Below are 21,247 nucleotides of genomic sequence, written 5' to 3'. Positions count from 1 at the left end.
GAAACGGGACTAGTTCACGGCCCGCCCGCCTTTGTGCGGCCATGCCCTGGCCCACCACGGGGATGTTCGGCCCTCAAGTACCGCGGTGTTTGAGACGATAAACCCCAGGACACCCCATCACCTTTGACTGCCATGTGGATCCCTGACGCCATTTACCGCAAGCTGCCCGCGATCTACGCGGCAGCTGGCGCTGCCTTGATCCCCGCTTTCGGCCTGAACGGGCCCAGCGTGCTCAGCGCCGCCTTGTTGATCGGTGCGGGTGTCCTGACCGCCTTGTGGCGCTACAAGCACCGCCAGGCGCCCGAGTTGCCCACCCTCACGCCCAAGCAGGAGTGGGAGCAAAGGCGGGCCAAGCGCGACCAGACGCTGAACATTCAATAGCTGAGCGACAGGCTGTAGGTGCCACTCGTGCCGGTGGTGCCACTGGCGTACACCACGCGAATCGACAAGGTATTGCTGCCCCCCGTGCTGTTGGTGATCACCACGGTGTCTTTCACACCTGTGCCATTGCGGCTGGAGCCCAACAGCCGGCCGGACAGGTTGTACACATACAGGTCGTAGTTGGAGGACGCGTTAGGGACCAGCGTGACCGTCAGCCGCTTGCCGCCCGGTAGCGAGAACTTGTAGTAGTCCGTGTCGGTCGACGACGCGATGCTGCCATTGACCACCAGGGGGGCGCCCTGCAACACCTGCGGCGCCGCCGTGCTGTTATTGGGCTCCACCTCGACGATGGTCGTCACCAGGCTGGACGATGCGCCAGCCGCGTCCACGGCCGCGCTGGCGTCCACGATGCCCGCGCCGCATTGCGCGCAAGCAGCAGGGAAGGGCCGCGCGCTGGCCTTGAGCCGCGTCTGCACGTCATCGGGCGTGAGGTTCGGGTTCTTGGACAGCATCAGGGCGGCCACCCCGCTGACATGCGGCGTGGCCATCGAGGTGCCCAGGTAGGTGCCATACGAGTCGGTCGTCGGCGAGGTGAGGCCCGCGTTGATGGTGGAGGTGATGCCATCGCTGCCATCGCCGCCGGGCGCGGCAATCGACACCACCGAGCCGTAGTTCGAGTACGAGGCCTTGCTCCCATCGCGGCCGACCGCCGCCACCGCGATCACGCCATTGCAACTGGCGGGCGTGAACTGGCCGGCATCCCCATTGCTGTTGCCGGCAGCGGCCACCACCACCGCACCACGTGAACGGACGGCGTTGATGCTGCTCTGGAAGGTGCTGTCGCAAGCGCCGCTTGCCCCCATGGACACGTTGATGACCCGTGCCGGCGTGGTGTTGGCGGGCACGCCGCTGACGGTGCCGCCAGCCGCCCAGAACATGCCATCGGCCACGTCAGACATGTAGCCACCGCAGCGGCCCAAGGCCCGCACGGGCAGCACCTTGGCACCAAAGGCCACCCCGGCCACGCCATCGGCGTTGTTGGTCACAGCGGCAATGGTGCCGGCCACGTGGGTGCCATGCCAGGAGCTGTTGGTCGCGGCCGAACCGCTGGCGCAAAAGCCGGCGGTGGTGGCGTCGCCCGGGTCGCTGGCGTCTGCGTCACGCCCATCGCCATCGTTGGAGACCTTGGTGTCGTTGATGAAGTCATAACCGGGCAGCAGGTTGGCGGCCAGGTCCGCATGCGGACGCACCCCCGTGTCCACCACGGCCACCACCACACCGGCCCCCGTGGACTTGTCCCATGCCGCAGGTGCATTGATGCCGCCGCTGGCCTCGTACAGGTCCCACTGGTAGCCGTAATAGGTGTCCGAGGGCGTCATCATCGGGTAGAGGATGCGGTCCGGCTCAGCGTACTCGACGCTGGCATCACCGGCCTTCAAGTCATCGGCCAGCTGGCGTACGCGGGCCAGAGGCAAGTGCCGATCGAGCTTGATCACGTCCGCCCCCAGGCCCATGCGGCGCAAGTGGCGCAGCTGCACACCCTGGCGGTTCGCGGCCACGCGGGTGCCGTCCATCTGGGCTGCGCTGGGCGCCCGCGTGGAAGACGCATCGCGGTATTTGACGATGAGGCGATCGGTGAACTGCTCGGGCGCGAAGGTGTTGAGCGGCCCGTGCGGCTGGAGGGCAGGCTGGAAGGAGGGGCTCGCCCAGGCCACATGGGCTGGGGCAAGGGACATCAGGCCCGCCAGGGCGATGCACTGTGCCAGAGGGGAGAAACGGATGCTGCGCATGACGGGGCCTCTACTGCTTCTTCAACTGCTGCGGATTGTTGTCCAGCCCTCAGAGGTCAGGGCGGGGAGCCTGGCCAACTTTATGAGCCAGGTCAAATCACCCCACTGGGTGCTAACCCTTGTGGCCCCTCGCTCGGGTGGACGATGCGCCGTAAGGTCTACACTGGCCCTGTCACTTTGAAAAAGACAAGAGCTATGCAAGTCCTGCTGAACACCGATACCCATGTTGATGGCCGCAAAGGCATGGCCGAACACCTCGAGACCGTCGTCAAGGAAGCGATGCACCGCTTTGGCGACCATGTCACGCGTGTGGAAGCCCATGTGAGCGACGCCGTCAGCCACACCAAACCCAACCCGGATGACATCGTGTGCACGCTGGAGGCCCGCCTGAGCAAGTTCGAACCGGTGGTCGTCAAGGACCACGCCCCGACCGCCCACCAGGCCATTCAGGGCGCCGTGGCCAAGCTCAAGCGCGCCGTGGCCACCTCCCTGGAAAAGCACGACACCCGTCGTGCCCCGGCGCCCGAGTTGCCCTCGGACACCGACGAAGCCTGAGGATCACGAAGGCTCAGGAGGCGACCCGCACCCATTGCTGGTCGTCGCCCAGCACCTCGATGACGCAGTCGGACGCGGCCACCGGGTCCACCGAGCCGAACCACTCCGCTGCGTTGGCCCCCCGGGCCTTGGCCTGTTTGAGCAGCTCGGCCCAACGCGCCTTGCTGATGCGCGCCTCGCGCCGCAGGGGTTCGCCGCCCAACAAGGCGCGCGGGCTGAGCCCCAAGCGGTACACCCCATTGCCCAATTGCCGCATCACCGCCAGCGTGGGCGGCTGCGCCTTGCCATTGACCAGGATGCTCTTGAGCGCGGAAGGCTCATGCTGCTGGTTCAGCGAAAACCAGGCCACCGGGCACTCCACCGCAGGGGTGTCAGGCGTGTCTTGCGGCAGGATGTAGCCGTTTTCCAGGATGCCAAGCAGGTGCACACCCAGGGTGTAGTGCCAGGCCAGCATCGGGGTAGAAGGTGCGTTCATGGCCGCCATTGTGGCCGAGCCCTGTACACACCTGGCCGCGCATCCAGTACAGTTCACGCCCGGCCGCGCTTTCTTGCCGTGCCTTTTGTGCCCCGGAGGCCCTCATGACCGACCACTACGCCGCCCTCGGCCTGGGCAGCGCCGCCACCCTGGCCGACATCAAGAAGGCCTTCCGCCAGAAGGCCTCGCAATACCACCCCGACCGCAACAGCGCGCCGGAAGCCCCTGCGCGCTTTCGGGCCGTGCAGGAGGCCTACGATGTGTTGTCTGACCCGGACAAGCGCCAGGCCTACGACGACAACCGCCGCCGCAACCTGCTCGACAGCCCGATCGACACGGCCCGCGACATCTGGCTGAACTACTTCAGCCCCCTGATCTGAGCCGCCACTCTTGCCGTCTTTGCGCACCTTTCCCCCTTATCTGTCTGCATCCTCATGAATTTGTCCCCTGCCTTCCACCATCTGCGCGCCGCCTACCAGGCCGAGATGGACGACCTGAGTTTTGACTCCGAGGGGCGGGACGTGCTGCGCCAGCGCCTGGCCGACAAGCGCAAGTCCCTGGACTTCCTGCTGCAAATGACCGAGCTGTCGCCCGAGATGGTGGCCGTGGTCTTCCACCAGGCCTTCCGCTTCACGGAGCCGGGCGTGATGAACCAGGTTGTCAGCGGCGAGCTGGACGAGTGCCCCGACTGGGACGAGATCAGCGCCAGCGTGCAGATCGCGCCCTGGGCCCAGGGCATGGCCGAAACCTTCCTGCAGCAGGCCGACGGCCAGCGCTTCATGACCGTGGCCGCCGCCCTGGCCTATCTGTACGACAAGCCCGACGGCCGCGCCCAGCAGGCATCTGACGAGGATGAGGACGGTGATGAAGAGGGCCGCGACCGTGATGACCACGACGACGAGGACCTGCCGCCCGAAGAGCGCGACGACGATGAAGACGCCCGCGCCCGCGACGAAGCCGGCGCCGACTGGCTGGCCGAACAAGGCTTTGACCGCAAAGACTGATCGAGCACCCTGACCATGAACGAAATCGCCCTCATCCAACAAACGCAAAGCCTGATCGCCGCCGGCGACATCGTGGGCGCCGAGGCCATCCTGGTCGACCTGGCCGACCGCGAAGGCGATGGCGCCCTGATGGTCGTGCTGGAGCAATTGCCCCCCAAGGACATCCTGGCCGTGATCCGCGAGTACGACCCGTCCAAGGACTCGGTCATCAACCTGCTGATCACACCCGAGCAGTTCGCGCGCGCCGTCGTGATCGAGAAGCGCTACAAGGACCTGACCCGCACCCACCTGCGCGGCATGGTCAACTCCATCATCTTCCGCGAAGACGCCGACCCCATCGAGTTCCTGAGCGCCCTGGGTGAGCTGGACGGCGGCGCCGAGGCCCTGGCCGACTACTTCACCGACAAGTGGAGCCGCGTCGAAAGCTTTGCCCGCACCGGCACCTTCGACACCATGGAAGACGACGGCCAGATGCTGTCGGAAGAAGCCTTGCTGGCCTCGGCCCACGTGCGCCCCGTGCTGCAACACGAGGAGGTGGCCGACAGCGACTGGATGGAGCTGGCCTGGCTGCTGCGCTACCAATGCCCCGACTTGTTCGGCGAGATGCTGCTGGTGCTGCGCGCCAAGGCCCGTCGCGGTGAAGAAGCGCCCGAGGAGGAAGAGGAAGAAGAGAGCGATGGCAAGGTCGAGACCAGCGACACCGACCGTGGCCGCATCACGCAGGCCGCGATCGACCCGGACGAAGAGTCGGCCATCTGATGGCGCATTATTGGATCGAGGTCCCCACACCATGTCCGCCACCTTCACCCCGCCCCCGGCCGAATCGGCCGATCCGTCGTCCGGCTCGTTCGCTGCGCCAGAGGCCGCGTCTTCTGCGGTCTCGCTGTATGACGCGCGCCCCTTCTTCGAGAAGGCGCTGCAATACGGTGTGCAACACGGCCTGATCGACCAGAACCGCCTGGACGCCATGTGCGTGGAAGCGCCCAAGGGCATGGTGCAGATCGCGGGTTACTTCGGCAGCGAGTTCCTGCGCCCCGAGCTGGAAAAGGCCCGCGAGCGCCTGGTCAACCTGATCAGCCTGTTCCTCGAAGAGGCGTGCGAGGGCGACCTGCGCCGCGCCGCCGAAGCCTTGCGCGACAACTCGCTGCTGTCGCGCTCCAAGGGCGGCTCGGACATGCTCAAGAAGCTGATTGCCATGCCGCAAAGCAGCCACTTCGGCATGAGCGAGCGCCGCGGCTTCACCAACGACCACATCCCGCAGTTGGCCAAGTGGACGCTGCGCAGCCTGGCCGATTACCGCGCCGAGCTGGCCTCGCGCCGCCACGCGACCGACCTGATCGAGGCCGCCACCTGGCTGGCCCAGTCGCTGGGCGTGGACGCCGACGAGCTGGAAGAGCACGGCGCCGATGCCGAAGCCGTGATCCGCACGGCCTTGCTGATCGAGGCCGTGGGCCGCGAAGCCCTGCCCGACTGGATCGGCTTCGAGAAGACCATCGGCGTGCTGCGCCGCCAGCCCATGCTGGCCAGCGAAGAAGGCCTCACCGTGCCCGCCGACTTGCCCGCGCATCTGCATGGCGCGGTCGAGCGCGTGCGCCGCTCGGTGCTGGCCGACATGTCCCGCATCCTGGATGCCAGCCTGTCGCCACGCAAGCTGTTCACGCAGACCGCCGCCTTCATGGGCCGCTATTTCTGGACCGAAGACGCGCTGGCCGAGGTGGACCACCACGAGCGCACGGCCTCCAGCGAATGGCGCAAGGCCACATTGGGCCAGACCGATGAAGACGCGCTCTTGACCGTGTTCCTGCACCTGGCAGCGGGCAACAAGCCCAAGACCAGCATGAGCGACAAGAGCGCGGCCACGCTGATCCGCAAGATCCGCAAATCGGGCCTGCACCCCAAGCTGGCCAGCGACTTCATTGCCGCCCATGCACCCGCTGCCTTGCGTGATAGTTATGCCGAGCTGTGGCGCCTGTTCCTGCAAGAGGCCCAGCCGCTGCTGCTGAGCGACGCGGTGACCTCGCACAACGATGCACTGGCGCTGCTGCGCCGCGAGTGCGTGGTGGTGGCTGCCGCGGCTTGAGGCTCTGCCCCCGCGTCGCCACAGGTGACGTTCAGCCTTTGCCCGGTTTGACAAAGCCAGACGCCACCCAGGCTTCGGCGCTGGCACTGCTCAGCTTGAAGCTGGCCGCCACCCGCACCTGGGCGAGCTGATCCCCGCCTTCATCGAGCGCCGACAAGACCGCATACGGGTCATCCTCATCGGGCACGATGTCAAGGTTGACCGTCAGGCGCCCTGCGTCCGCGCTCACCACAACGCTCTTGTGCAGCAGCGCATGCAGCTGCTGCTCATGGCGGCGGATCACCTCCGAAGCCGTCTTGACCAGCGTATTGAACGCCCCCGTGTCCAGCGGCTTGGGGTTCTTCTTGTCTCGGCCCATGGTCCAAGGGCCGACCAGGGCGGGCTCGGGCTCGCCATCCCTGATCATCTCCACCGCCCAGCCGTCATCGTCTTCGTTCTTGACGACCTTGGCTGTCCAGCCGTTGTCGTGCCACAGGCGGGGTTCGTAGATGGGTGAAGGGATCGGCGAGGAGGTGTCGTCAAGGCTGGTCGTCATCCGGCGGCATCTTACGCCCTCCATGGCCTTGCCCGGCTTGAACCCGGCCATCGGCCATCAGCACGGCACGGCGCGCCAATTGACTGAAAGCGGTCAATCCAGCTCGTGGCAAGCCCCAGTAGGCGCGCCCCATCCTGCGTGGCAAAAAGTGAGATCCGAATCAAATGAAGAACGCTTGTGGTCTGCAAGCGAAAGGGGTTGTTCACCATGTCATACCCGCACCTGACTCACGCGCTGTCCTACATGCCTGTGGTTCGCCGAGGCGCCTGGTTCGCCAGCCTGCCCAGCGCCACGGCCGAGCTTCTGCTCAGCCGCATGGTGGTGCGGCACCTGCGCGCACGCGAGTTGCTGTTCGAGCGTGGCGACCCTTTTGATGGCCTCTATTGCGTGGTCAGGGGCGTGCTCAAGCTGGGCAACGTCCACGCCGATGGCCGTGAAAGCATCATGGGCCTGACCGAGGCCTCGCAGTGGTTTGGCGAGATCGCCCTGTTTGACCGCCAGCCCCGCAGCGTCGATGGCACAGCCGAAGATGCCTGCACGGTCCTGCACCTGCCGGGGCCCGAGATCGACCAGCTGCTGCGTGAACAGCCCAGCCTGGGCGTTCACTTCGGGGCCCTGCTCGCACAGAAGATGCGCACGGCCTTGCTGGCGCTGGACGCCATGGCCCACCTGTCTCGCAATGCCCGCATGGCGCGCTACCTGGTGATGCTGGCCACGCAGCACTGGTCGGTGCTGCCCGAGTGCACCCGCACCACCGTGCCCTTTCAGCACGAACAGATCGCCATGCTGATGCTGGTCACGCGCCAGACCGTGGGCCTGGCCCTCAAAGACCTGGAGGCTGCCGGCATCATCCGCCGGCACTACGGCTACATCGACATCCTGGACTGGGACCTGCTGAACGAAACGGCCGAGCTGCCCACCATGCTCGATGCCCACCCCTCCCGCACACATGCCCCTGGCAAGGTCCTGTCATTCAGGGCGGCTTGAGGTGAGCGTTCAGCCCTCTTGAGCATGAGGGGCATGAGGGGCCTGTTGGTCCGGCGTGTGCTGGCGCTGCAGGCGGTACACACCCGGCGTTTCACCCGTCCAGCCTTTGAAGGCGCGGTGAAACGAGGTGATGCTGTCAAAGCCCAGCTCGAAGGCAATCGCAGAGAGGGGCTGTGCACCCCGTGTGAGCTTGTCCATCGCCAGATCACGCCGAAGCTCATCCTTGACGCGCTGAAACGTGGTCTGCTCCTGATGCAGCCTGCGGTGCAATGAGCGTGTCGACAGATGCAGGGCCGCGGCCGCGCTGTCCGCCGTGGCGGAGGCGGGCAGCAAGTCCGCCAGGTGCCGGCGCAGGCGCTCATGCAGGCGCTCCGCATCGAACTGGCATGCGATCCAGTTGCCGGGAGCGGCATCCAGGAAGGCGTCCAGATCCTGCTTGCCCCGCACCACCGGCTGCGCCAGCCAGCTGTCGTCCAGCTCAAGCGCGCTGACCGCCTGCTCAAAACGAATGGGCCCAGGGAACCAGCTGGCCAGGTCGCCACAGGTGTGCGCATGGCTGGTTCTGAGCATGACGCGCCGCACCGGCACCGTCTTGCCCGTGAGCCAGCAGGCCATGCCATGCACCAGCTTGATGAACAGGTCGGTGGCGATGGGCTTGAGCACGGGCTCATCGCTGGTCGGGCGCAGCAACAAGGTGCAGCGGCCATCGGCCGTTTGAATATCGAGCACGAAGCTGTCCTGCAATTGGCGCAGCAGGTGCGACCACCGCCTGATGGCCTTGCACAAGGTGTCGCCCTCCAGCAAGGTCATGCAGGTCAGGCGCAAGGCACCTGATCGAAAGGGCCGCGGAAACAGGCCGGGCATCTCGTCATTGCTCAAGGTGACCAGGTGCCGGTACAGCTGCGTGAACTGCGTGGTGCTCAAGGCCCTCAAGCACGTGGGATCGCGGTCATCAGGCAGATCCAGCGCTTGCAGCGCCTTCAGCATGGCCAGGCTGGGGATGCCCATGTCGCGGCACAGGGCCTCGACAAATGACATCGACAGTGTCCGCTCGCGGGCTTGGTCTGACATGGTCGGAGTGTGCCCAAGCAGCACCCCGGCGTGATCAGTAGATTCCATAGGGATGGGCGCAGCACCAGGCGCACGGCGCGCCAACCCTGTCAGGCATCAGGCATTTGCCCGCAATCTGGCTGGACACGGCAATACATCGGCAGGTTCTGCCAATGCCACCAGGCACAGGCCTTTCCATACTGCCCTCGCCTTGATCGGCATGAACACGAACCCATCCCAACGGAGACCACACCATGAAACAAACCACCATGATGGCCGCATGCGCCGCCCTGCTGTCCATCCCCACGCTGAGCCAGGCCCAGAGCACCGCCACCAGATACCCCGTGGTGCTGATGCACGGCTTGTATGGCTACGACAATGTGCTGGGCAGCGACTACTTCTACGGCATCGTCAGCGACCTCAAGAGGAACGGCGCCGTGGTGCTGGTGCCGCAGGTCTCGGCCGTGAACTCCAATGAGGTGCGCGGCGAACAACTGCTCAAGCTGCTGCGCCAGTACAAGGCCACCTATGGCTACAGCAAGTTCAACCTGATCGGGCACAGCCAGGGTGGCACCACCGTGCGCTACATCTTCGACGCCGATCGCTCGCTCGTGGCCTCCATTTCCAGCGTGGGCACGCCCCATGGGGGCACCCCGGTGGCCGACATCGGCCTGGCCTCTGGCGGTGGCGTGTGGACCTCGCCCATCGGCTGGCTGCTGGGCGGTATCACGGGCAATGTCTCGCTGCAGAACGCCACCGCCGCGCTCAACTCGCTGAGCACAGGTGGTGCCCGCAGTTTCAACAGCAAGCACCCCGCCGGCGCCCCAACCAGCACCTGCGGCTCGGGCGCGGCCACGGTGTCCGGCGTGCCGTTCTACTCGGTGGGCAGCACCTCGGTGTACACCAATGCACTGGACGTGTCTGACGCCTTGCTGGCCCTGACCTCGGTCGACTTCGCAGGTGGCGCCAACGATGGGGTGGTCGGGCGCTGCTCGACGCACTGGGGCACGGTGCTCAAGGACAACTACAAATGGAACCACCTGGATCAGGTCAACCAGGCCAATGGCTTGCGTGGCATCTTGTCTGAAGACCCGGTGGCCTTCTTCCGCACCCACGTCAACCGCCTGAAGAACCAGGGCCTGTGATGCAGATGAACAAGCCCCCCATCAGCAAGATGCGGCGCCGGGGATGGAGCTGGATCGCGGCCCCCGTGGCTCTGGCCGCGGCCGGCGCGATGTATGGCCCCCTGTTCGGGTCGGGCCAGACAGCCCACGAAGTGGCGCCCCTTCAATCGGCGCCCCAAGGTGCCAACTGGTTCAACACCTTGCCGCCCACCGGCAGCGGGGGCACCGCCAGCGAGGGCACCCATGTAGGCCCCACACGCACCGTGGCCGAGATCCAGCAGGCCTTGCTGGTCAAGGGCTCCTTGCGCGGCGTGGACCTGCCGCCCTGGGGCAGCGTGCGTGGCCAGCCCTTGAAACCCAACCGCACGCTGCGCGACCGCTTCGACTTCTACCTGCTGGCCATGGGCGAGGCCAGCCTGGCCGAGTTGAGCAAGCTGCTGCGCGCCCATGCCGAACAGGACTTGGGGCCCGATCTGGCCACGGGCATCTACGCCATCTGGGAGCGCTACCTCCAGCTGCAGGCTTACACCTTCGTGCGTGTCGCCAACCCCGCCGACATCGGCAGCATGCAAGCGGCCTTGCAGGAACACCAGCAGGTACGCCAGCAGTTGCTCGGAGCGGCCTGGGCCAAGGCCTTCTATGGTGAAGACGAAGCCCAGCTCGCCGGCGACATCGACCGGATCATGAGTGGTGGCGAGCTGAACAAGCCCGACCCCGATCAGGCCCTGTTCTCACCGCCACAGGGTATGGATCCGCAAGCGCTGCACGAGCAACGCGTGGCGCGTTTCGGCAAGGACAAGGCCGATCGCCTCAAGGAGCTGGATGACGCCGAAGCCGAATGGATGCGTCGCGTCGAGGCCGTGCGGGGCCAGGTGCACACCTTGAAGCAGGCTGCCCACCTCTCGACCCTGCAACGCAACCAGGCCATCAGCAACCTGATGGACAGCGCCTTCCCGGACGCCGTTGAAAAGATGCGCGCATCGGGCCTGGTCGGGCTCTGAAGCTTTTCCAGAGGAACAGGCCCGCACTTCGTCTTCTCCACGTCGGGCCAGTTTGTTGGTCGCCGCATCCCATCGGGTCGGCGACCTTTTTTATGGTGTCAATACGGACAGTTATTGCGCTTGACCGACACCTCGCTGGTGTTCACGGTAGCCTGATACGGCGCGCCGCACAGGAAGGGGCTGTAGCGCGTGTCGTTGTCCACGAAGCGCTTCATCCAGGCGATGCCCATCTTGCCCAGGGTGGCATCGTGCCCGCCGCCATTCATCACGCACAGGTGGTCGTCTCCGGCCATCTCGATGTAGCTCTTCTTGTTGGCGCTCATGCTGTTGTAGAAGGGCACGGCATGGCTGGCCACCGGCGCAATCGCATCGGCCTGACAGGCCATGATCAAGGTGGGCACCGTCACGGCAGACCAGTTGGTGACCGTGTTCCAGGGGGCCATCGGGATGGCGGCTTTCAGGCTCGGGTTGTCCTTGGCGGCTTGCAGCGTGCCGCCCCCGCCCATGGAGTGCCCCATCACAGCCAGACGGCTCGGGTCCACCTTGTTGTAGATCGGGCTGCTGCTGGTCTTGCTCAGGCTGACCACTTTGTCCAGCGCCGCCTTGAGCTGCCTGGCCCGGCTGGCGGGTTGATCCAGCGTGGTCAGCGTGTCGATCACGATCACCACAAAGCCATGCGAGGACAGGCGCTCGCCCCAGAAGGTCACCGTGGACTTGCTCGCCGTGTAGCCCGGCGACACGGCAATCGCGCCATATTGGCCAGCGGCAGTGGGGTAGTAGACCGTGCCGCCGCCAAACGTGGTGACGCTGTAGCGAGAGACATCGGTGGTGCGGGTGGCGAAGGGCCCAGCCTTCTCCAAGGCGCTGGCGGTGGGGTCGGGCCCCTTCTGGTAGCTCTGCGCCTGCGCGTGGCCACCCAAGGTCATCAAAGCGGCGCAGGCCAGTGCGGCCAGGCCATAGCGGTTTGTCAATTGCAAGGGCATCATCTCTCCTGGACAGGTTGAATGCGCAACGTGCGCGCATGCAGTGTCAAATCCAGGTCAGGCAGCGTCATTGACAGGCTCGGCCAATCCATTGCCCGGCTCAGCCAAGATGCGGCCAATGCCATGGCGCCTTGCAAATCCGGTGCATGCTGTCGGTTCGATGCGCGAGGGGGGACACGATGAACCATGTGCAGGTGCTGTCACGCTCCGGCCTGAGGCCGGCCACATGGGCGCTTGGCCTGGGCCTGGCCGGTGCGCTGCTGGCCGCCATTTACTGGTTCAATGCAGACGCGCCCGCGCCGCAGGCCCCCGTGGCGCCGGCCCCATCGCTTCACGTGGCTCGCACCGGCAGCAGCCCCACTGCGGCAGAAGCCCTCACCCTGGCGGAGCGCCTGTCTGCCCAAGCGTTCCTCAACATCGACAGCCGGCCATGGGACCCGGCCCAGCTGTTCGAGCTGGATGCGCACGGCCAACTGGTACTGGATGAACGCCTGCTGGACAGGCTCACCAGCTTGCATGTGCGACTGTCCAACCCCGAGCAGGCCGGCACCACGCTGGCGGCCTTGCAGCAAGCCTTCCGGCAGGGCCTGCCTCCCGCGCAGGCCAATGAAGCCATGCGGCTGGTCAATGCCTACCAGGCCTATGAAGAAGCCGAACAGGCCCACATGCAGACACAGCCCATTCCCGCCCACATGGACGAGGTGCGGGCTGATCAGCAGCGGCGAGTGGCGTTACAAGAGCGCCTCTTCGGGCCAACGCAAGCCCAGCACTTGTTTGGGCAGCGCAATGAGCAGGCACTCGTCGTGGCCGAGGCTGCCCTGCTGGCCGCCGACACCAGCATCCCGCTGGCACAACGGCAGGCTCAGATCGGGGCCTTGCGCCTGCGCCTGCCTGTCGAATTGCGGGCAGCCATTGTCGACCCGGACTGAACTGAAACGGGCACCGGACGATCAGCCGGCCAGTCCCGCAAACACGTTCTGCACGTCGTCGTTGGCATCCATGGCGGCCAGGAAGGTCTCGACCTCCTCAAGGGCCTCGGCGCTCAGGCTGGCCGGGTCCACCGGGTTCTTGGGCTTGTACCCCAGCTTGGCCGACAGCACCGTGAAGCCTTGTGCGGGCAGCGCACGGCTGACGGCATCCAGATCGGTGGGGTCGGTCCAGAACAGGGTGACGCCCTCTTCGCCCACTTCCAGGTCTTGCGCACCGGCTTCGATGGCGGCCATTTCGGGGTCGGCACCGGCGGTGGTGGCTTCGGCCTCGATCATGCCGACGTGGTCGAAGTCCCAGGACACCGAGCCGGACGTGCCTTGCTGGCCCTTGCGGAACAACACACGCATCTCCGAGGCCGTGCGGTTGACGTTGTCGGTCAGGCACTCGACCATCACCGGCACGCGGTGCGGCGCAAAACCTTCGTAGATCACGTGATCAAAGTGCACGGCCTCGCCCGTGAGGCCCGCACCCTTCTTGATGGCACGCTCCAGTGTGTCCTTGGGCATGGACGCCTTGCGGGCCTGCTCGACCACCAGGCGCAGGCGCGCGTTGGCAGCCGGGTCCGCGCCGTTGCGCGCCGCGATCATGATTTCCTTGGCCAGCTTGCCGAACACCCGGCCCTTGATATTGGCGGCCAGATCCTTGTGTTTTGCTTTCCACTGCGCGCCCATGGCGAGGGTCCTTTGAATGGCTGAAACGGCCGTCAGTTTAGTGGACGTGGGCTGAGGGCCGTTTCACGACGCGGTTCACGGGGTGGCTCACAAGCCCAGATCGCTCAAGCCGGGGTGATCATCAGGCCGGCGGCCCAGGGGCCACAGGAACAAGCGGTCGCCGGCCGAGATCGGCAGGTCATTGATGCTGGCATGGCGGCGCACCATCAGGCCCAGGGCGTTGAACTGCCAGTTCTCGTTGCCATAAGAGCGGAACCACTGGCCCGCATCGTCATGCCACTCGTAGGCGAAGCGCACGGCGATGCGCTCGCCTGAATGCGCCCACAACTCCTTGATCAGGCGGTAGTCCAGCTCGCGCGCCCATTTGCGCTGCAGGAACTGGCGCACCTGCTCACGCCCCACGGGGAACTCGGCGCGGTTGCGCCATTGCGTGTCCTCGGTGTAGACCATCACCACGCGGTCCGGGTCACGGCTGTTCCAGGCGTCTTCAGCCAGGCGCACCTTCTGGGTGGCGGTCTCCAGTGTGAAAGGCGGCAGGGGTGGGCGGGCATCCATGTTCGGGTTTCCTTGCTTAGCTTGTAGACAGATCTGTCTACTTTGGTGAAATCTACCGCAAGTAGACAAGTCTGTCTACAATGAGCTCATGAACAACCTGACCCAGGGTGAGACCACGCCCACCAATGCCCGCGACCGCATCCTGCACACCGCGCACCGGCTCTTTTATGCGCACGGCATCCGCGCCACCGGCATCGACAAGGTGATCGCCGAGGCCGGGGTCACCAAGGTCACCTTCTACCGGCACTTCCCGAGCAAGAACGAATTGATCCTGGCCTACCTGGCCTTGCGGCACGAGCTCTGGATGAGCTGGTTCACCTCCACACTGGCCGCCCACGGCCACACCGTGGCGGCCCTGGCGCCCACCTTGAAAGCCTGGTTTGAAGACAAGGGCTTTCGGGGTTGTGCCTTCATCAATGTGGTCAACGAAATGGCCGAGGAGTTGCCGGCCGTGCGGGCGATCTCGCGCAACCACAAGGACGACATGACCCAGGCCATTGCCAGCTTGCTCCCGCCCTCCCGCCAGCGCAAGGCCACGGCCAGGGCGCTCGCGATGGCGGTAGACGGCGCCATCGTGCACGCTCAGATGTCGCCAGATGCCGATGAAGCCTTGCGCGCTTTTGAAAGACTGTGTAAGGCCTTGACCTCAGCGTGAGGGGATGCCACTGGGGCGGCTCCAGTGCACGCTGGCGCCGCGGGTAAACGTTTTGTCGCACGGGCTTGTGGGCACGCAAGGCATCATCTAGATTGATGCGCTGCATCTCTACCTACCAAATACATGGCAAAGCAGGAGCCCACATGCCCTTTGTGAAGAACGCCAGCAAGCTGGCCGCTGTCTGCCTGGCCGCCCCCATGCTGGCCAGCACACCAGCCAAAGCGGCCCCAGACAACCCCTCGCTGTGCGTGTGGGACCCGATCGGTGCATCAGGCCCGCTGTATGACGCAGCCAAGACCTACGCGCTGGCCATGCAGAAGCAGAACGTGGACGTCCGCCTCAAGCCCTATACCGACGAGCGCGTGGCATCCGAAGACTTCCGTGTTGGCCAATGCGATGCCCTCATGGCCACCTCCTTGCGCACCAAGCACTTTCATCCGCTGCCTGCGGCCATCGACTACGGCGGCGCCGCCACCATCGTGCGCGACGGCAAGGTCGACATGGAGGCCAGCTACGAGGTCGTCCACAAGGCGATCAACCTGTTTGCATCGGCCGGTGCGGCCAAGCTGGCCGTGCGTGATCGCTTCGAGCTCGGCGGCATCCTGCCAACCGGCGCCGTCTACACCTTTGTCCGTGACCGCAACCTGTTCAAGAAGGGCTTCACCGGCGCGCGCCTGCCCGCCTTTGACGACGACAAAGTCCAGGCCTACTTGATCACGCGCATTGGCGCGCAGGCCATTGCATCGGACATCAGCAACTTCGTCACCAAGTTCAACAACGGCAGCGTGGACGCGCTGTTCGCACCCGCCGTGGCCTACAGACCGCTGGAGATCTACCGCGGCGTGGGCACACAAGGCGGCGTGTCACGCATGCCCCTGGCCTTCACGACCATGCAGATGGTGTTTGACCGCAGCCGCTTCCCAGCGGGCTTTGGCGAGAAGTCCCGCCAGTTCTGGGCGGAGCAATTCGACCAGGCCATGAGCACCGTGCGCAAGGCCGAGGCCGACATCCCCCAGAACCTCTTCGTGGACTTCTCCAACCAGGACGGCGTGGCCTTTGTGACCAGCCAGCGCGACACTCGCGTTGACCTGGCAGAAAAGGGCTACTACGACAAGCAGGGCTTGAAGATCATGAAGCGCATCCGCTGCAGCGTCCAGCCAGGGGCGGCCGAGTGCTCGAACAATGCGGAGATTGAGTGGGCGGTGGTGGCGCAGAAGTGAGGTTCAAGCCCGCCAGCCGACAGATGTGATGCGGATGGTGGACAAAACAAAGCCGCCCCGAAGGGCGGCTTTTGTTGACCACGAGGACAGCCGATCAGGGCTGAGCTGCCTTGGCCTTGATGGCACCGGCTGCTTCAAGTTCTTCCTTCTTGGGCTTCGGAGGAATGGGGATCGTGCCGGCTGGATATTGCCGGTCACCACCCTTGACCGCGATGGTGCCTGTGGCCGTAGGCACGACCTTCTTAGTAGGCACCTGGCCATTGAGCGTAGGCCCGCTCGTCTGCTTGACCACTGCAGCCGAAGCCGCGGTTGAAGCCACCGTCGATGTGTCAGCAGCCTGCGCCACGTTACCCCATGCAGTCAAGGCAATGAAACCCGACAGACAGATCAGGGCGCGAAAACGGGAAAAGAAATGCACGTTGGACATGGCTATGCTCCGTGGTTGAAATAGGCCGAACAAAAATAGGTGTGCGCAGTAGTAAACGTCAAAATTTGCTCGCCACCGACATTGGTTACACGGAGATACAAGCGAAGGCCACACATCAGAACCCCAGTTTCGCGCTCAGCTCCGTCAATGGAGCCCGAAAGTACATCGCAACTGGCTGGGCATCAGCCAAAGCATTGGCGGCGAGATGGGCTTGGCGGCGTGCACCCGCAACGTCGCCCAACGACAACAGACAGACTCCATAACGCGCCCTGGTCGCAGCCAGATACGGATTGGCCGCATAGCCATTGGCCAGCGCAGCGATGGCGCGCTCAAAATAGGGCCGAGCTTCAGCAGGTTTGCCTTGGCCCATTTTCAAGCGAGCCATTTGCTCGTTTGAGCCATAGATAACCAACCTGAATTGATCCGCACGGGAGGTCTTTACCACCGTCTGTTGGTAGTGGTGGCTGATCAGCGGCGCAGCTTCCTCAAAGCGTTGTGTCTCCATCAATAGTGCAGCCCAGCCCGAAGAGTAAGTGCTATCGGGTTGCAAAGATGCATCGCTCGCCAGTGGAGGCTGAAGCCAGCTCGTGGCTTGTACCCAATTGCGCTCGGCCAGATAGGTGGACCCCATGGCTTCGTCGATCGCCCTGACGTAGGGATGGCCTTTTCCGAGTTCTGGCAACAAGCGAGCACGAGCCTGCATCAGTACTTTCCTGGCTTCTGCTGACTGCCCTATGTCCTCCAAATACCAGGCAACAGCCTCCTCAACACGACCATCGATGGGCAAGGCGTCCTTGAGCTCATCCTGAATTCGAAGTGCCTCCTTCAAATGAGGCCCGGCTTCTTTCAATCGACCATCAAACAACGCCACCTCACCCAAAGCACGATGCGCCTGGAATAGGGTGCGCGGATCCACAGTTCCCTGTTGCCCGAAGATGACCTCGCTGGCATGTCTGACCAGATCTCGTCCGTCGACACGAAGTCCAATGGATGAGCGCAGTCGACCCAACTGCAATTCAATCACTGCGCTATTGAGGTGATTCGGGCCCAAAGCAGCCACCATCGTCTTGTGTGCCTGATCGAACTCCTGAAGTGCCTGGTCAAAGCGGTCGACCTGCGCCAGACTCATCGCCAACAAGTACCGCTCTTGGGCCAGTCGAACGGAGTTGGCTCCCCACAGCTTGGCGCGTGCAGCCATGGACTCTTCATACAAGGCGAATGAGTTTCGATGGTCGTTCTTGATGCTCAGCAGATCACCCATGGCCACAAGCGCCTCGGCCAGTTGGGCGCTCTTGGCTGCGCGCAAACGCAGTTGTTGAAGCGCTGGCACGATGAGGTCCTCAGCCAACGGAATATCTCGGGTCACGACCCCCAGATGACCGCGAGCCACCTGCAAGCCAAAACAGACGTCCACAGGTTGCATCTGCGCTGTGCGGCACAAGGCCAGTCCCGTATCCAGGCTGATCTTCGCGCCTGCTGTGTCGCCCCGCGCATCTTGACTATCCGCCAGCTCCCTCAGCGCCTGTGCCCGCTCCGCCACCGGCGCCCCCATCGCTTCCAGCTGCGCCACGCGCTGCTTGCGCAAAGCGATCGCCTCGTCCGTGATCGCCAGGTTATGCAGCAAGCCCCCCACCACCCCCTGCAGCTCCACCCGCACACGCGGCTGGTCTTTCAACTGCGTGCCCAGTGCATGGGCGCTGTTGACCAACAGCTGCTCGACCGTCTGCTGGCGTTTGCGCAAGGCATCGGGTTGTTCCACATCGCCGTTCTCAAACAGGCCGACCAGGAAGTCCTTGATGGCATTGGCCTTGGCCGCTTCCTGCCGGGCTTGTTCAGCCTGCCACAGCGCCACACCCAGGCCCACGCTCAGTGCGGCCACCACAGCGCCCACGGCGCTCAAGGCCCAGGCATGGCGCTGCACATACTTGCGCGTGCGGTACCAGCGGCTGTCGGGCTGGGCGGCAATGGGCTCTTTGGCCAGGTGGTGCTGGATGTCCTGCGCAAAGGCCTCGGCGGTGGCGTAGCGGCGCACGGTCTGTTTTTGCAGCGCGGTGGCCACGATCACATCCAGGTCGCCGCGCAGTTGCTGGCTCAGGCGGCGCGGGCTGGCCTTGAAGTGTTCGGCCAGGTCGTTGACCGTGACCGCCGTGGGGTGGTGGGTCTGCACCTCGCCATCCAGCCAGACCTGGCTGGGCCGGCGTGCGTCCGTCGCGAGGATGGCTTCTTCCAGCGCACCCCGTGTGCCGCGCGGCAGGCGGTAAGGACGCTGGCCGGTCAGCAGCTCGAACAGGATCACGCCCAGGGCATAGACGTCGCTGGCGGTGGTCAGCGGCGCACCGGCGATCTGTTCCGGGGCGGCGTAGTCGGGGGTGAGCACATGGCCGTTGTGCTGGGTCAGCTCGGTGGAGGGCGCCACGGCGCCGGTCTCGCTGCCCTGGATCAGCTTGGCAATGCCGAAGTCCAGCAGCTTGACCTCGCCTTGCTCGTTGACCAGGATGTTGCTGGGCTTGAGGTCACGGTGCAGTACCAGCTTGGTGTGCGCGTACTGCACCGCGCTGAGGACCTGCAGGAACAGCTGCAGGCGCTCATGCAGTGTGAGGTGGTGCTCGTCGCAATACGCGGGCAGGGGCTGGCCTTCGATGTACTCCAGCACCATGAAGGGCAGGCCGGTGGGCGCCGTGCCCACGTCGTACAGGCGCGCGATGTGGCGGTGTTCCAGGCTGGCCAGGATGTCGCGCTCGCGGCGCAGGCGTTCGGCCAGCAGGGCTTGACCAGGGCCGGCGTGGGGCATCTTCAAGGCCACCTGGCGACGGATCTGGCCGTCGTCGCGCTCGGCCAGCCAGACCACGCTCATGCCGCCCTGGCCCAGCGGCTTGATCAGGCGGTAGGGGCCCAGCATGTCACCCGCAAACAGGCCGGACTGGCTGACGCTGTTCAGGCCCGCTTCAGGCTGGCCGGGCGCAGGCGCAAGCGGTTCCAGCTTGGGCAGCTCGGCCATGAAGGCGCCGCCATCCAGCTCCTCGCGGTCGGCCAGCAATTGCCTGAGCGCGGCCAGCATCTCGTCATCCAGCGTCTGGGCCCGCAACCAGGCCTCACGTTGTTCAGGCGGCTGCGCCAGGGCCTCGTCCAGCAGGGGCATGAGGCGGGGCCACAGGGCCATGGGGATCTTCATGGCGCGGGCCTGCTGATGTGCAAAACCGGGTCGCCCGCTCAGGCCTTGAGCGCGGCAAACAAGAAGCTGCGGGCGCGCTCCCAGTCACGCTCGACCGTGCGGGTGCTCACGTCCAGCACCTGGGCGATCTCGCTGTTGTCCAGGCCGATGAAGTAGCGCATCTCCACCACCTTGACCAGGCGTGGGTCGATGGCGCCCAGCGCCTCCAGCGCCTCGTGGATATGCAGCACCTCGTCTTCGCCACTGGGCAGGCCGCTGGCCACCGCGGTGTCGAGCGTGACAAAGGCCATGTCGCCGCCGCGCCGCTGTGCTTGTTGCTCGCGGGCGATGTCCACCACCACCGAGCGCATCACCTTGGCTGCATAGGCCAGGAAGTGGCCACGGTCGTTGAGCGAGAGTTCTTCGAGCTTGAGCAGGCGCAGGTAGCACTCGTGCACCAGCGAGGTGGTGTCGAGCATCACGCGCTCGTCGGTCTTGCGCATGCGCGCCGAGGCGATCTGGCGCAACTGGGGGTAGAGCAGGTCGAACAGGCGGTTGAGCGCATCAGCCTGGCCTTGCTGCGCCGCTGCCAGCAGCAGCGTGACTTCTCCGATCTTGCCCATGAGCCCCACTCCATCCAAGACAACAAGCCACCGCACCGGGTGGCGCAGTGGCATTGTAGGGAGCTTCGGACAGGTCAGTGTCGCGGATCAGCCCAAGGTGGCGATGGTGGTCTTGATCCTGGTGAGCTGGTCGATGTGCTGGGTCACGGCAGCCACGGCGGCCTTGCGGGTGGCCGCGTCCAGGCCGGCCAGGATGCGGGGGCTGAGGTGCTCGTACAACTCGCCGTGCTGGTTGGCCACGATCTCGTTGACGATCTGGGCCACCAGTTGCGGCCACTCCACCTTCGGGATCTTGGGGAACTGGATGGTGCCGATCTCCTTGCTGGAGCTCGTCGTCACCTTCTTGTAGATGGCCAGGGCCAGCGCGGTCTGGCCCTTGGGCACGGTCAGGGTGTTGCCCATCGGGTTGACGGCACCGGCGTAGACGAAGAACTTGTCGAACACGGCCTGGGTGCTGGTGGTCGTGATGATGATGGACTGGCTGGTCGCGTGGGTGGCGATGCTGAGCTTGGCGTACTCGGGCAGTTGCTGGTGTGCGGTGGCCACCACATTGGCCGTGGCCAGGGTGTCGGTGTTGATCCAGTTGTCGTTGGGTGTGGGCTGCGAAAAATCCACAAAGTGCGTGGCCTGGGCGAAACCCGTGTCAGGCCCGTTGGGGTCGACCAGGAAGGGCGTCACGCTCAGCACGTGCGGGCCGGTGCCAGGGCCGCCTTCCTTGGTGTACCAGGACTGGATCGTGGCTTTGTCGATGCCCGGCACGGTGGCGTTGGCCATGAAGAAGTTGCCCGCCTCGAAACTGAAGACCAGATCCCACACGCCGCTGTTGGGGTCGGCAAGCTTGAACTGAATGGGGGCGGGCTGGTTCTCCGCAATGATGTCCACGGTGTGGCCGGGAACCTTGAGGGTGTTGCTGCCAAATTGCAGCGCTTGCATGGTGTAAGAGACGGGCATGGTGGTACTCCTGTTGATGGGGCAACTTGATAAATGTGT

General features: G+C 64.9%; 23 protein-coding genes. 12 read left to right on the top strand and 11 right to left on the bottom strand.

Annotated elements, in window-relative coordinates; translation table 11 throughout:
* The first annotated feature begins 132 nt into the window (after positions 1-132).
* Positions 133-381, top strand: coding sequence for a hypothetical protein (locus tag HY019_RS19055; protein WP_290695200.1), 249 nt, complete (start codon positions 133-135; stop codon positions 379-381).
* Here HY019_RS19055 and HY019_RS19050 read toward each other — a convergent pair.
* Positions 375-2,171: a S8 family peptidase gene (locus tag HY019_RS19050; RefSeq protein ID WP_290695199.1), complete on the bottom strand. Its 1,797-nt coding sequence runs from the start codon at positions 2,169-2,171 to the stop codon at positions 375-377. The genes HY019_RS19055 and HY019_RS19050 overlap by 7 nt on opposite strands.
* A gap of 195 nt (positions 2,172-2,366) precedes the next feature.
* On the opposite strand from HY019_RS19050, the gene HY019_RS19045 reads away from it, so the two are divergent.
* Entirely contained in the window at positions 2,367-2,726 is a 360-nt protein-coding gene (locus HY019_RS19045) for an HPF/RaiA family ribosome-associated protein (protein ID WP_290695197.1), read from the top strand.
* A gap of 13 nt (positions 2,727-2,739) precedes the next feature.
* Here the strand turns inward: HY019_RS19045 and HY019_RS19040 are convergent, their stop codons facing one another.
* Positions 2,740-3,201, bottom strand: a complete 462-nt coding sequence (locus tag HY019_RS19040) for a hypothetical protein (RefSeq protein WP_290695195.1) — start codon at positions 3,199-3,201, stop codon at positions 2,740-2,742.
* Positions 3,202-3,305: 104 nt separating this feature from the next.
* Between HY019_RS19040 and HY019_RS19035 the strand changes: the two genes are divergently transcribed.
* The 4 genes from HY019_RS19035 to HY019_RS19020 are packed head-to-tail and all read left to right on the top strand — an operon-like array spanning position 3,306 to position 6,285.
* The gene (locus HY019_RS19035; RefSeq protein ID WP_290695193.1) at positions 3,306-3,581 is read left to right on the top strand and encodes a DnaJ domain-containing protein; all 276 of its coding nucleotides are present in this window, start codon (positions 3,306-3,308) and stop codon (positions 3,579-3,581) included.
* 54 nt (positions 3,582-3,635) lie between these two features.
* Entirely contained in the window at positions 3,636-4,205 is a 570-nt protein-coding gene (locus HY019_RS19030) for a hypothetical protein (protein WP_290695191.1), read from the top strand.
* A gap of 15 nt (positions 4,206-4,220) precedes the next feature.
* The gene (locus HY019_RS19025; RefSeq protein ID WP_290695189.1) at positions 4,221-4,964 is read left to right on the top strand and encodes a hypothetical protein; all 744 of its coding nucleotides are present in this window, start codon (positions 4,221-4,223) and stop codon (positions 4,962-4,964) included.
* Between the two features lie 31 nt (positions 4,965-4,995).
* Complete coding sequence (locus tag HY019_RS19020) at positions 4,996-6,285, top strand: hypothetical protein (RefSeq protein WP_290695187.1); 1,290 nt, start codon at positions 4,996-4,998, stop codon at positions 6,283-6,285.
* Between the two features lie 31 nt (positions 6,286-6,316).
* On the opposite strand, the gene HY019_RS19015 is transcribed toward HY019_RS19020, so the two are convergent.
* The gene (locus HY019_RS19015; protein ID WP_290695185.1) at positions 6,317-6,820 is read right to left on the bottom strand and encodes a hypothetical protein; all 504 of its coding nucleotides are present in this window, start codon (positions 6,818-6,820) and stop codon (positions 6,317-6,319) included.
* Between the two features lie 207 nt (positions 6,821-7,027).
* Here HY019_RS19015 and HY019_RS19010 point away from each other — a divergent pair, with 207 nt between their 5' ends.
* Positions 7,028-7,807: a Crp/Fnr family transcriptional regulator gene (locus HY019_RS19010; protein ID WP_290695183.1), complete on the top strand. Its 780-nt coding sequence runs from the start codon at positions 7,028-7,030 to the stop codon at positions 7,805-7,807.
* Positions 7,808-7,816: 9 nt separating this feature from the next.
* Here HY019_RS19010 and HY019_RS19005 read toward each other — a convergent pair whose 3' ends face one another.
* Entirely contained in the window at positions 7,817-8,845 is a 1,029-nt protein-coding gene (locus HY019_RS19005; RefSeq protein ID WP_290695181.1) for an AraC family transcriptional regulator, read from the bottom strand.
* 266 nt (positions 8,846-9,111) lie between these two features.
* Between HY019_RS19005 and HY019_RS19000 the strand changes: the two genes are divergently transcribed.
* Positions 9,112-10,002, top strand: coding sequence for a triacylglycerol lipase (locus tag HY019_RS19000; protein ID WP_290695179.1), 891 nt, complete (start codon positions 9,112-9,114; stop codon positions 10,000-10,002).
* Positions 10,003-10,007: 5 nt separating this feature from the next.
* Positions 10,008-10,982, top strand: a complete 975-nt coding sequence (locus tag HY019_RS18995; RefSeq protein ID WP_290695177.1) for a lipase secretion chaperone — start codon at positions 10,008-10,010, stop codon at positions 10,980-10,982.
* Positions 10,983-11,080: 98 nt separating this feature from the next.
* Here the strand turns inward: HY019_RS18995 and HY019_RS18990 are convergent, their stop codons facing one another.
* Positions 11,081-11,959, bottom strand: coding sequence for a dienelactone hydrolase family protein (locus tag HY019_RS18990; RefSeq protein ID WP_290695176.1), 879 nt, complete (start codon positions 11,957-11,959; stop codon positions 11,081-11,083).
* A 185-nt stretch (positions 11,960-12,144) separates the two neighbouring features.
* Between HY019_RS18990 and HY019_RS18985 the strand changes: the two genes are divergently transcribed.
* Positions 12,145-12,894: a lipase secretion chaperone gene (locus HY019_RS18985; protein ID WP_290695175.1), complete on the top strand. Its 750-nt coding sequence runs from the start codon at positions 12,145-12,147 to the stop codon at positions 12,892-12,894.
* Between the two features lie 21 nt (positions 12,895-12,915).
* Here HY019_RS18985 and HY019_RS18980 read toward each other — a convergent pair whose 3' ends face one another.
* Positions 12,916-13,626, bottom strand: a complete 711-nt coding sequence (locus HY019_RS18980) for a YebC/PmpR family DNA-binding transcriptional regulator (protein WP_290695174.1) — start codon at positions 13,624-13,626, stop codon at positions 12,916-12,918.
* An 87-nt stretch (positions 13,627-13,713) separates the two neighbouring features.
* A complete protein-coding gene (locus HY019_RS18975) occupies positions 13,714-14,181 on the bottom strand; it encodes a nuclear transport factor 2 family protein (protein ID WP_290695172.1) in 468 nt (155 codons plus the stop codon).
* 88 nt (positions 14,182-14,269) lie between these two features.
* On the opposite strand from HY019_RS18975, the gene HY019_RS18970 reads away from it, so the two are divergent.
* Positions 14,270-14,836, top strand: coding sequence for a TetR/AcrR family transcriptional regulator (locus tag HY019_RS18970; protein ID WP_290695170.1), 567 nt, complete (start codon positions 14,270-14,272; stop codon positions 14,834-14,836).
* Between the two features lie 143 nt (positions 14,837-14,979).
* Positions 14,980-16,056, top strand: coding sequence for a putative solute-binding protein (locus tag HY019_RS18965; protein ID WP_290695168.1), 1,077 nt, complete (start codon positions 14,980-14,982; stop codon positions 16,054-16,056).
* Between the two features lie 94 nt (positions 16,057-16,150).
* Here HY019_RS18965 and HY019_RS18960 read toward each other — a convergent pair whose 3' ends face one another.
* The 4 genes from HY019_RS18960 to HY019_RS18945 form a co-directional block, all read right to left on the bottom strand.
* On the bottom strand, positions 16,151-16,483 hold the full coding sequence (locus HY019_RS18960; RefSeq protein WP_290695166.1) for a hypothetical protein: 333 nt from the start codon (positions 16,481-16,483) through the stop codon (positions 16,151-16,153).
* A gap of 115 nt (positions 16,484-16,598) precedes the next feature.
* Positions 16,599-19,655: a serine/threonine-protein kinase gene (locus tag HY019_RS18955; RefSeq protein ID WP_290695164.1), complete on the bottom strand. Its 3,057-nt coding sequence runs from the start codon at positions 19,653-19,655 to the stop codon at positions 16,599-16,601.
* A gap of 38 nt (positions 19,656-19,693) precedes the next feature.
* Positions 19,694-20,257, bottom strand: a complete 564-nt coding sequence (locus tag HY019_RS18950) for an ECF-type sigma factor (RefSeq protein WP_290695162.1) — start codon at positions 20,255-20,257, stop codon at positions 19,694-19,696.
* An 87-nt stretch (positions 20,258-20,344) separates the two neighbouring features.
* The gene (locus HY019_RS18945; protein WP_290695160.1) at positions 20,345-21,208 is read right to left on the bottom strand and encodes a hypothetical protein; all 864 of its coding nucleotides are present in this window, start codon (positions 21,206-21,208) and stop codon (positions 20,345-20,347) included.
* Positions 21,209-21,247: the final 39 nt, after the last annotated feature.

The organism is Aquabacterium sp. (assembly GCF_016195855.1).
GTDB lineage: Bacteria > Pseudomonadota > Gammaproteobacteria > Burkholderiales > Burkholderiaceae_C > Aquabacterium.
This window is presented reverse-complemented; position numbering and strand designations above follow the sequence as displayed.

Excerpts from the sequence above, each read along its gene's own strand:
- HY019_RS19055 (WP_290695200.1), top strand. The coding sequence starts at position 133 with ATGTGGATCCCTGACGCCATTTACCGCAAGCTGCCCGCGATCTACGCG.
- HY019_RS19050 (WP_290695199.1), bottom strand. The coding sequence starts at position 2,171 with ATGCGCAGCATCCGTTTCTCCCCTCTGGCACAGTGCATCGCCCTGGCG.
- HY019_RS19045 (WP_290695197.1), top strand. The coding sequence starts at position 2,367 with ATGCAAGTCCTGCTGAACACCGATACCCATGTTGATGGCCGCAAAGGC.
- HY019_RS19040 (WP_290695195.1), bottom strand. The coding sequence starts at position 3,201 with ATGAACGCACCTTCTACCCCGATGCTGGCCTGGCACTACACCCTGGGT.
- HY019_RS19035 (WP_290695193.1), top strand. The coding sequence starts at position 3,306 with ATGACCGACCACTACGCCGCCCTCGGCCTGGGCAGCGCCGCCACCCTG.
- HY019_RS19030 (WP_290695191.1), top strand. The coding sequence starts at position 3,636 with ATGAATTTGTCCCCTGCCTTCCACCATCTGCGCGCCGCCTACCAGGCC.
- HY019_RS19025 (WP_290695189.1), top strand. The coding sequence starts at position 4,221 with ATGAACGAAATCGCCCTCATCCAACAAACGCAAAGCCTGATCGCCGCC.
- HY019_RS19020 (WP_290695187.1), top strand. The coding sequence starts at position 4,996 with ATGTCCGCCACCTTCACCCCGCCCCCGGCCGAATCGGCCGATCCGTCG.
- HY019_RS19015 (WP_290695185.1), bottom strand. The coding sequence starts at position 6,820 with ATGACGACCAGCCTTGACGACACCTCCTCGCCGATCCCTTCACCCATC.
- HY019_RS19010 (WP_290695183.1), top strand. The coding sequence starts at position 7,028 with ATGTCATACCCGCACCTGACTCACGCGCTGTCCTACATGCCTGTGGTT.
- HY019_RS19005 (WP_290695181.1), bottom strand. The coding sequence starts at position 8,845 with ATGTCATTTGTCGAGGCCCTGTGCCGCGACATGGGCATCCCCAGCCTG.
- HY019_RS19000 (WP_290695179.1), top strand. The coding sequence starts at position 9,112 with ATGAAACAAACCACCATGATGGCCGCATGCGCCGCCCTGCTGTCCATC.
- HY019_RS18995 (WP_290695177.1), top strand. The coding sequence starts at position 10,008 with ATGAACAAGCCCCCCATCAGCAAGATGCGGCGCCGGGGATGGAGCTGG.
- HY019_RS18985 (WP_290695175.1), top strand. The coding sequence starts at position 12,145 with ATGAACCATGTGCAGGTGCTGTCACGCTCCGGCCTGAGGCCGGCCACA.
- HY019_RS18980 (WP_290695174.1), bottom strand. The coding sequence starts at position 13,626 with ATGGGCGCGCAGTGGAAAGCAAAACACAAGGATCTGGCCGCCAATATC.
- HY019_RS18975 (WP_290695172.1), bottom strand. The coding sequence starts at position 14,181 with ATGGATGCCCGCCCACCCCTGCCGCCTTTCACACTGGAGACCGCCACC.
- HY019_RS18970 (WP_290695170.1), top strand. The coding sequence starts at position 14,270 with ATGAACAACCTGACCCAGGGTGAGACCACGCCCACCAATGCCCGCGAC.
- HY019_RS18965 (WP_290695168.1), top strand. The coding sequence starts at position 14,980 with ATGCCCTTTGTGAAGAACGCCAGCAAGCTGGCCGCTGTCTGCCTGGCC.
- HY019_RS18960 (WP_290695166.1), bottom strand. The coding sequence starts at position 16,483 with ATGTCCAACGTGCATTTCTTTTCCCGTTTTCGCGCCCTGATCTGTCTG.
- HY019_RS18955 (WP_290695164.1), bottom strand. The coding sequence starts at position 19,655 with ATGAAGATCCCCATGGCCCTGTGGCCCCGCCTCATGCCCCTGCTGGAC.
- HY019_RS18950 (WP_290695162.1), bottom strand. The coding sequence starts at position 20,257 with ATGGGCAAGATCGGAGAAGTCACGCTGCTGCTGGCAGCGGCGCAGCAA.
- HY019_RS18945 (WP_290695160.1), bottom strand. The coding sequence starts at position 21,208 with ATGCCCGTCTCTTACACCATGCAAGCGCTGCAATTTGGCAGCAACACC.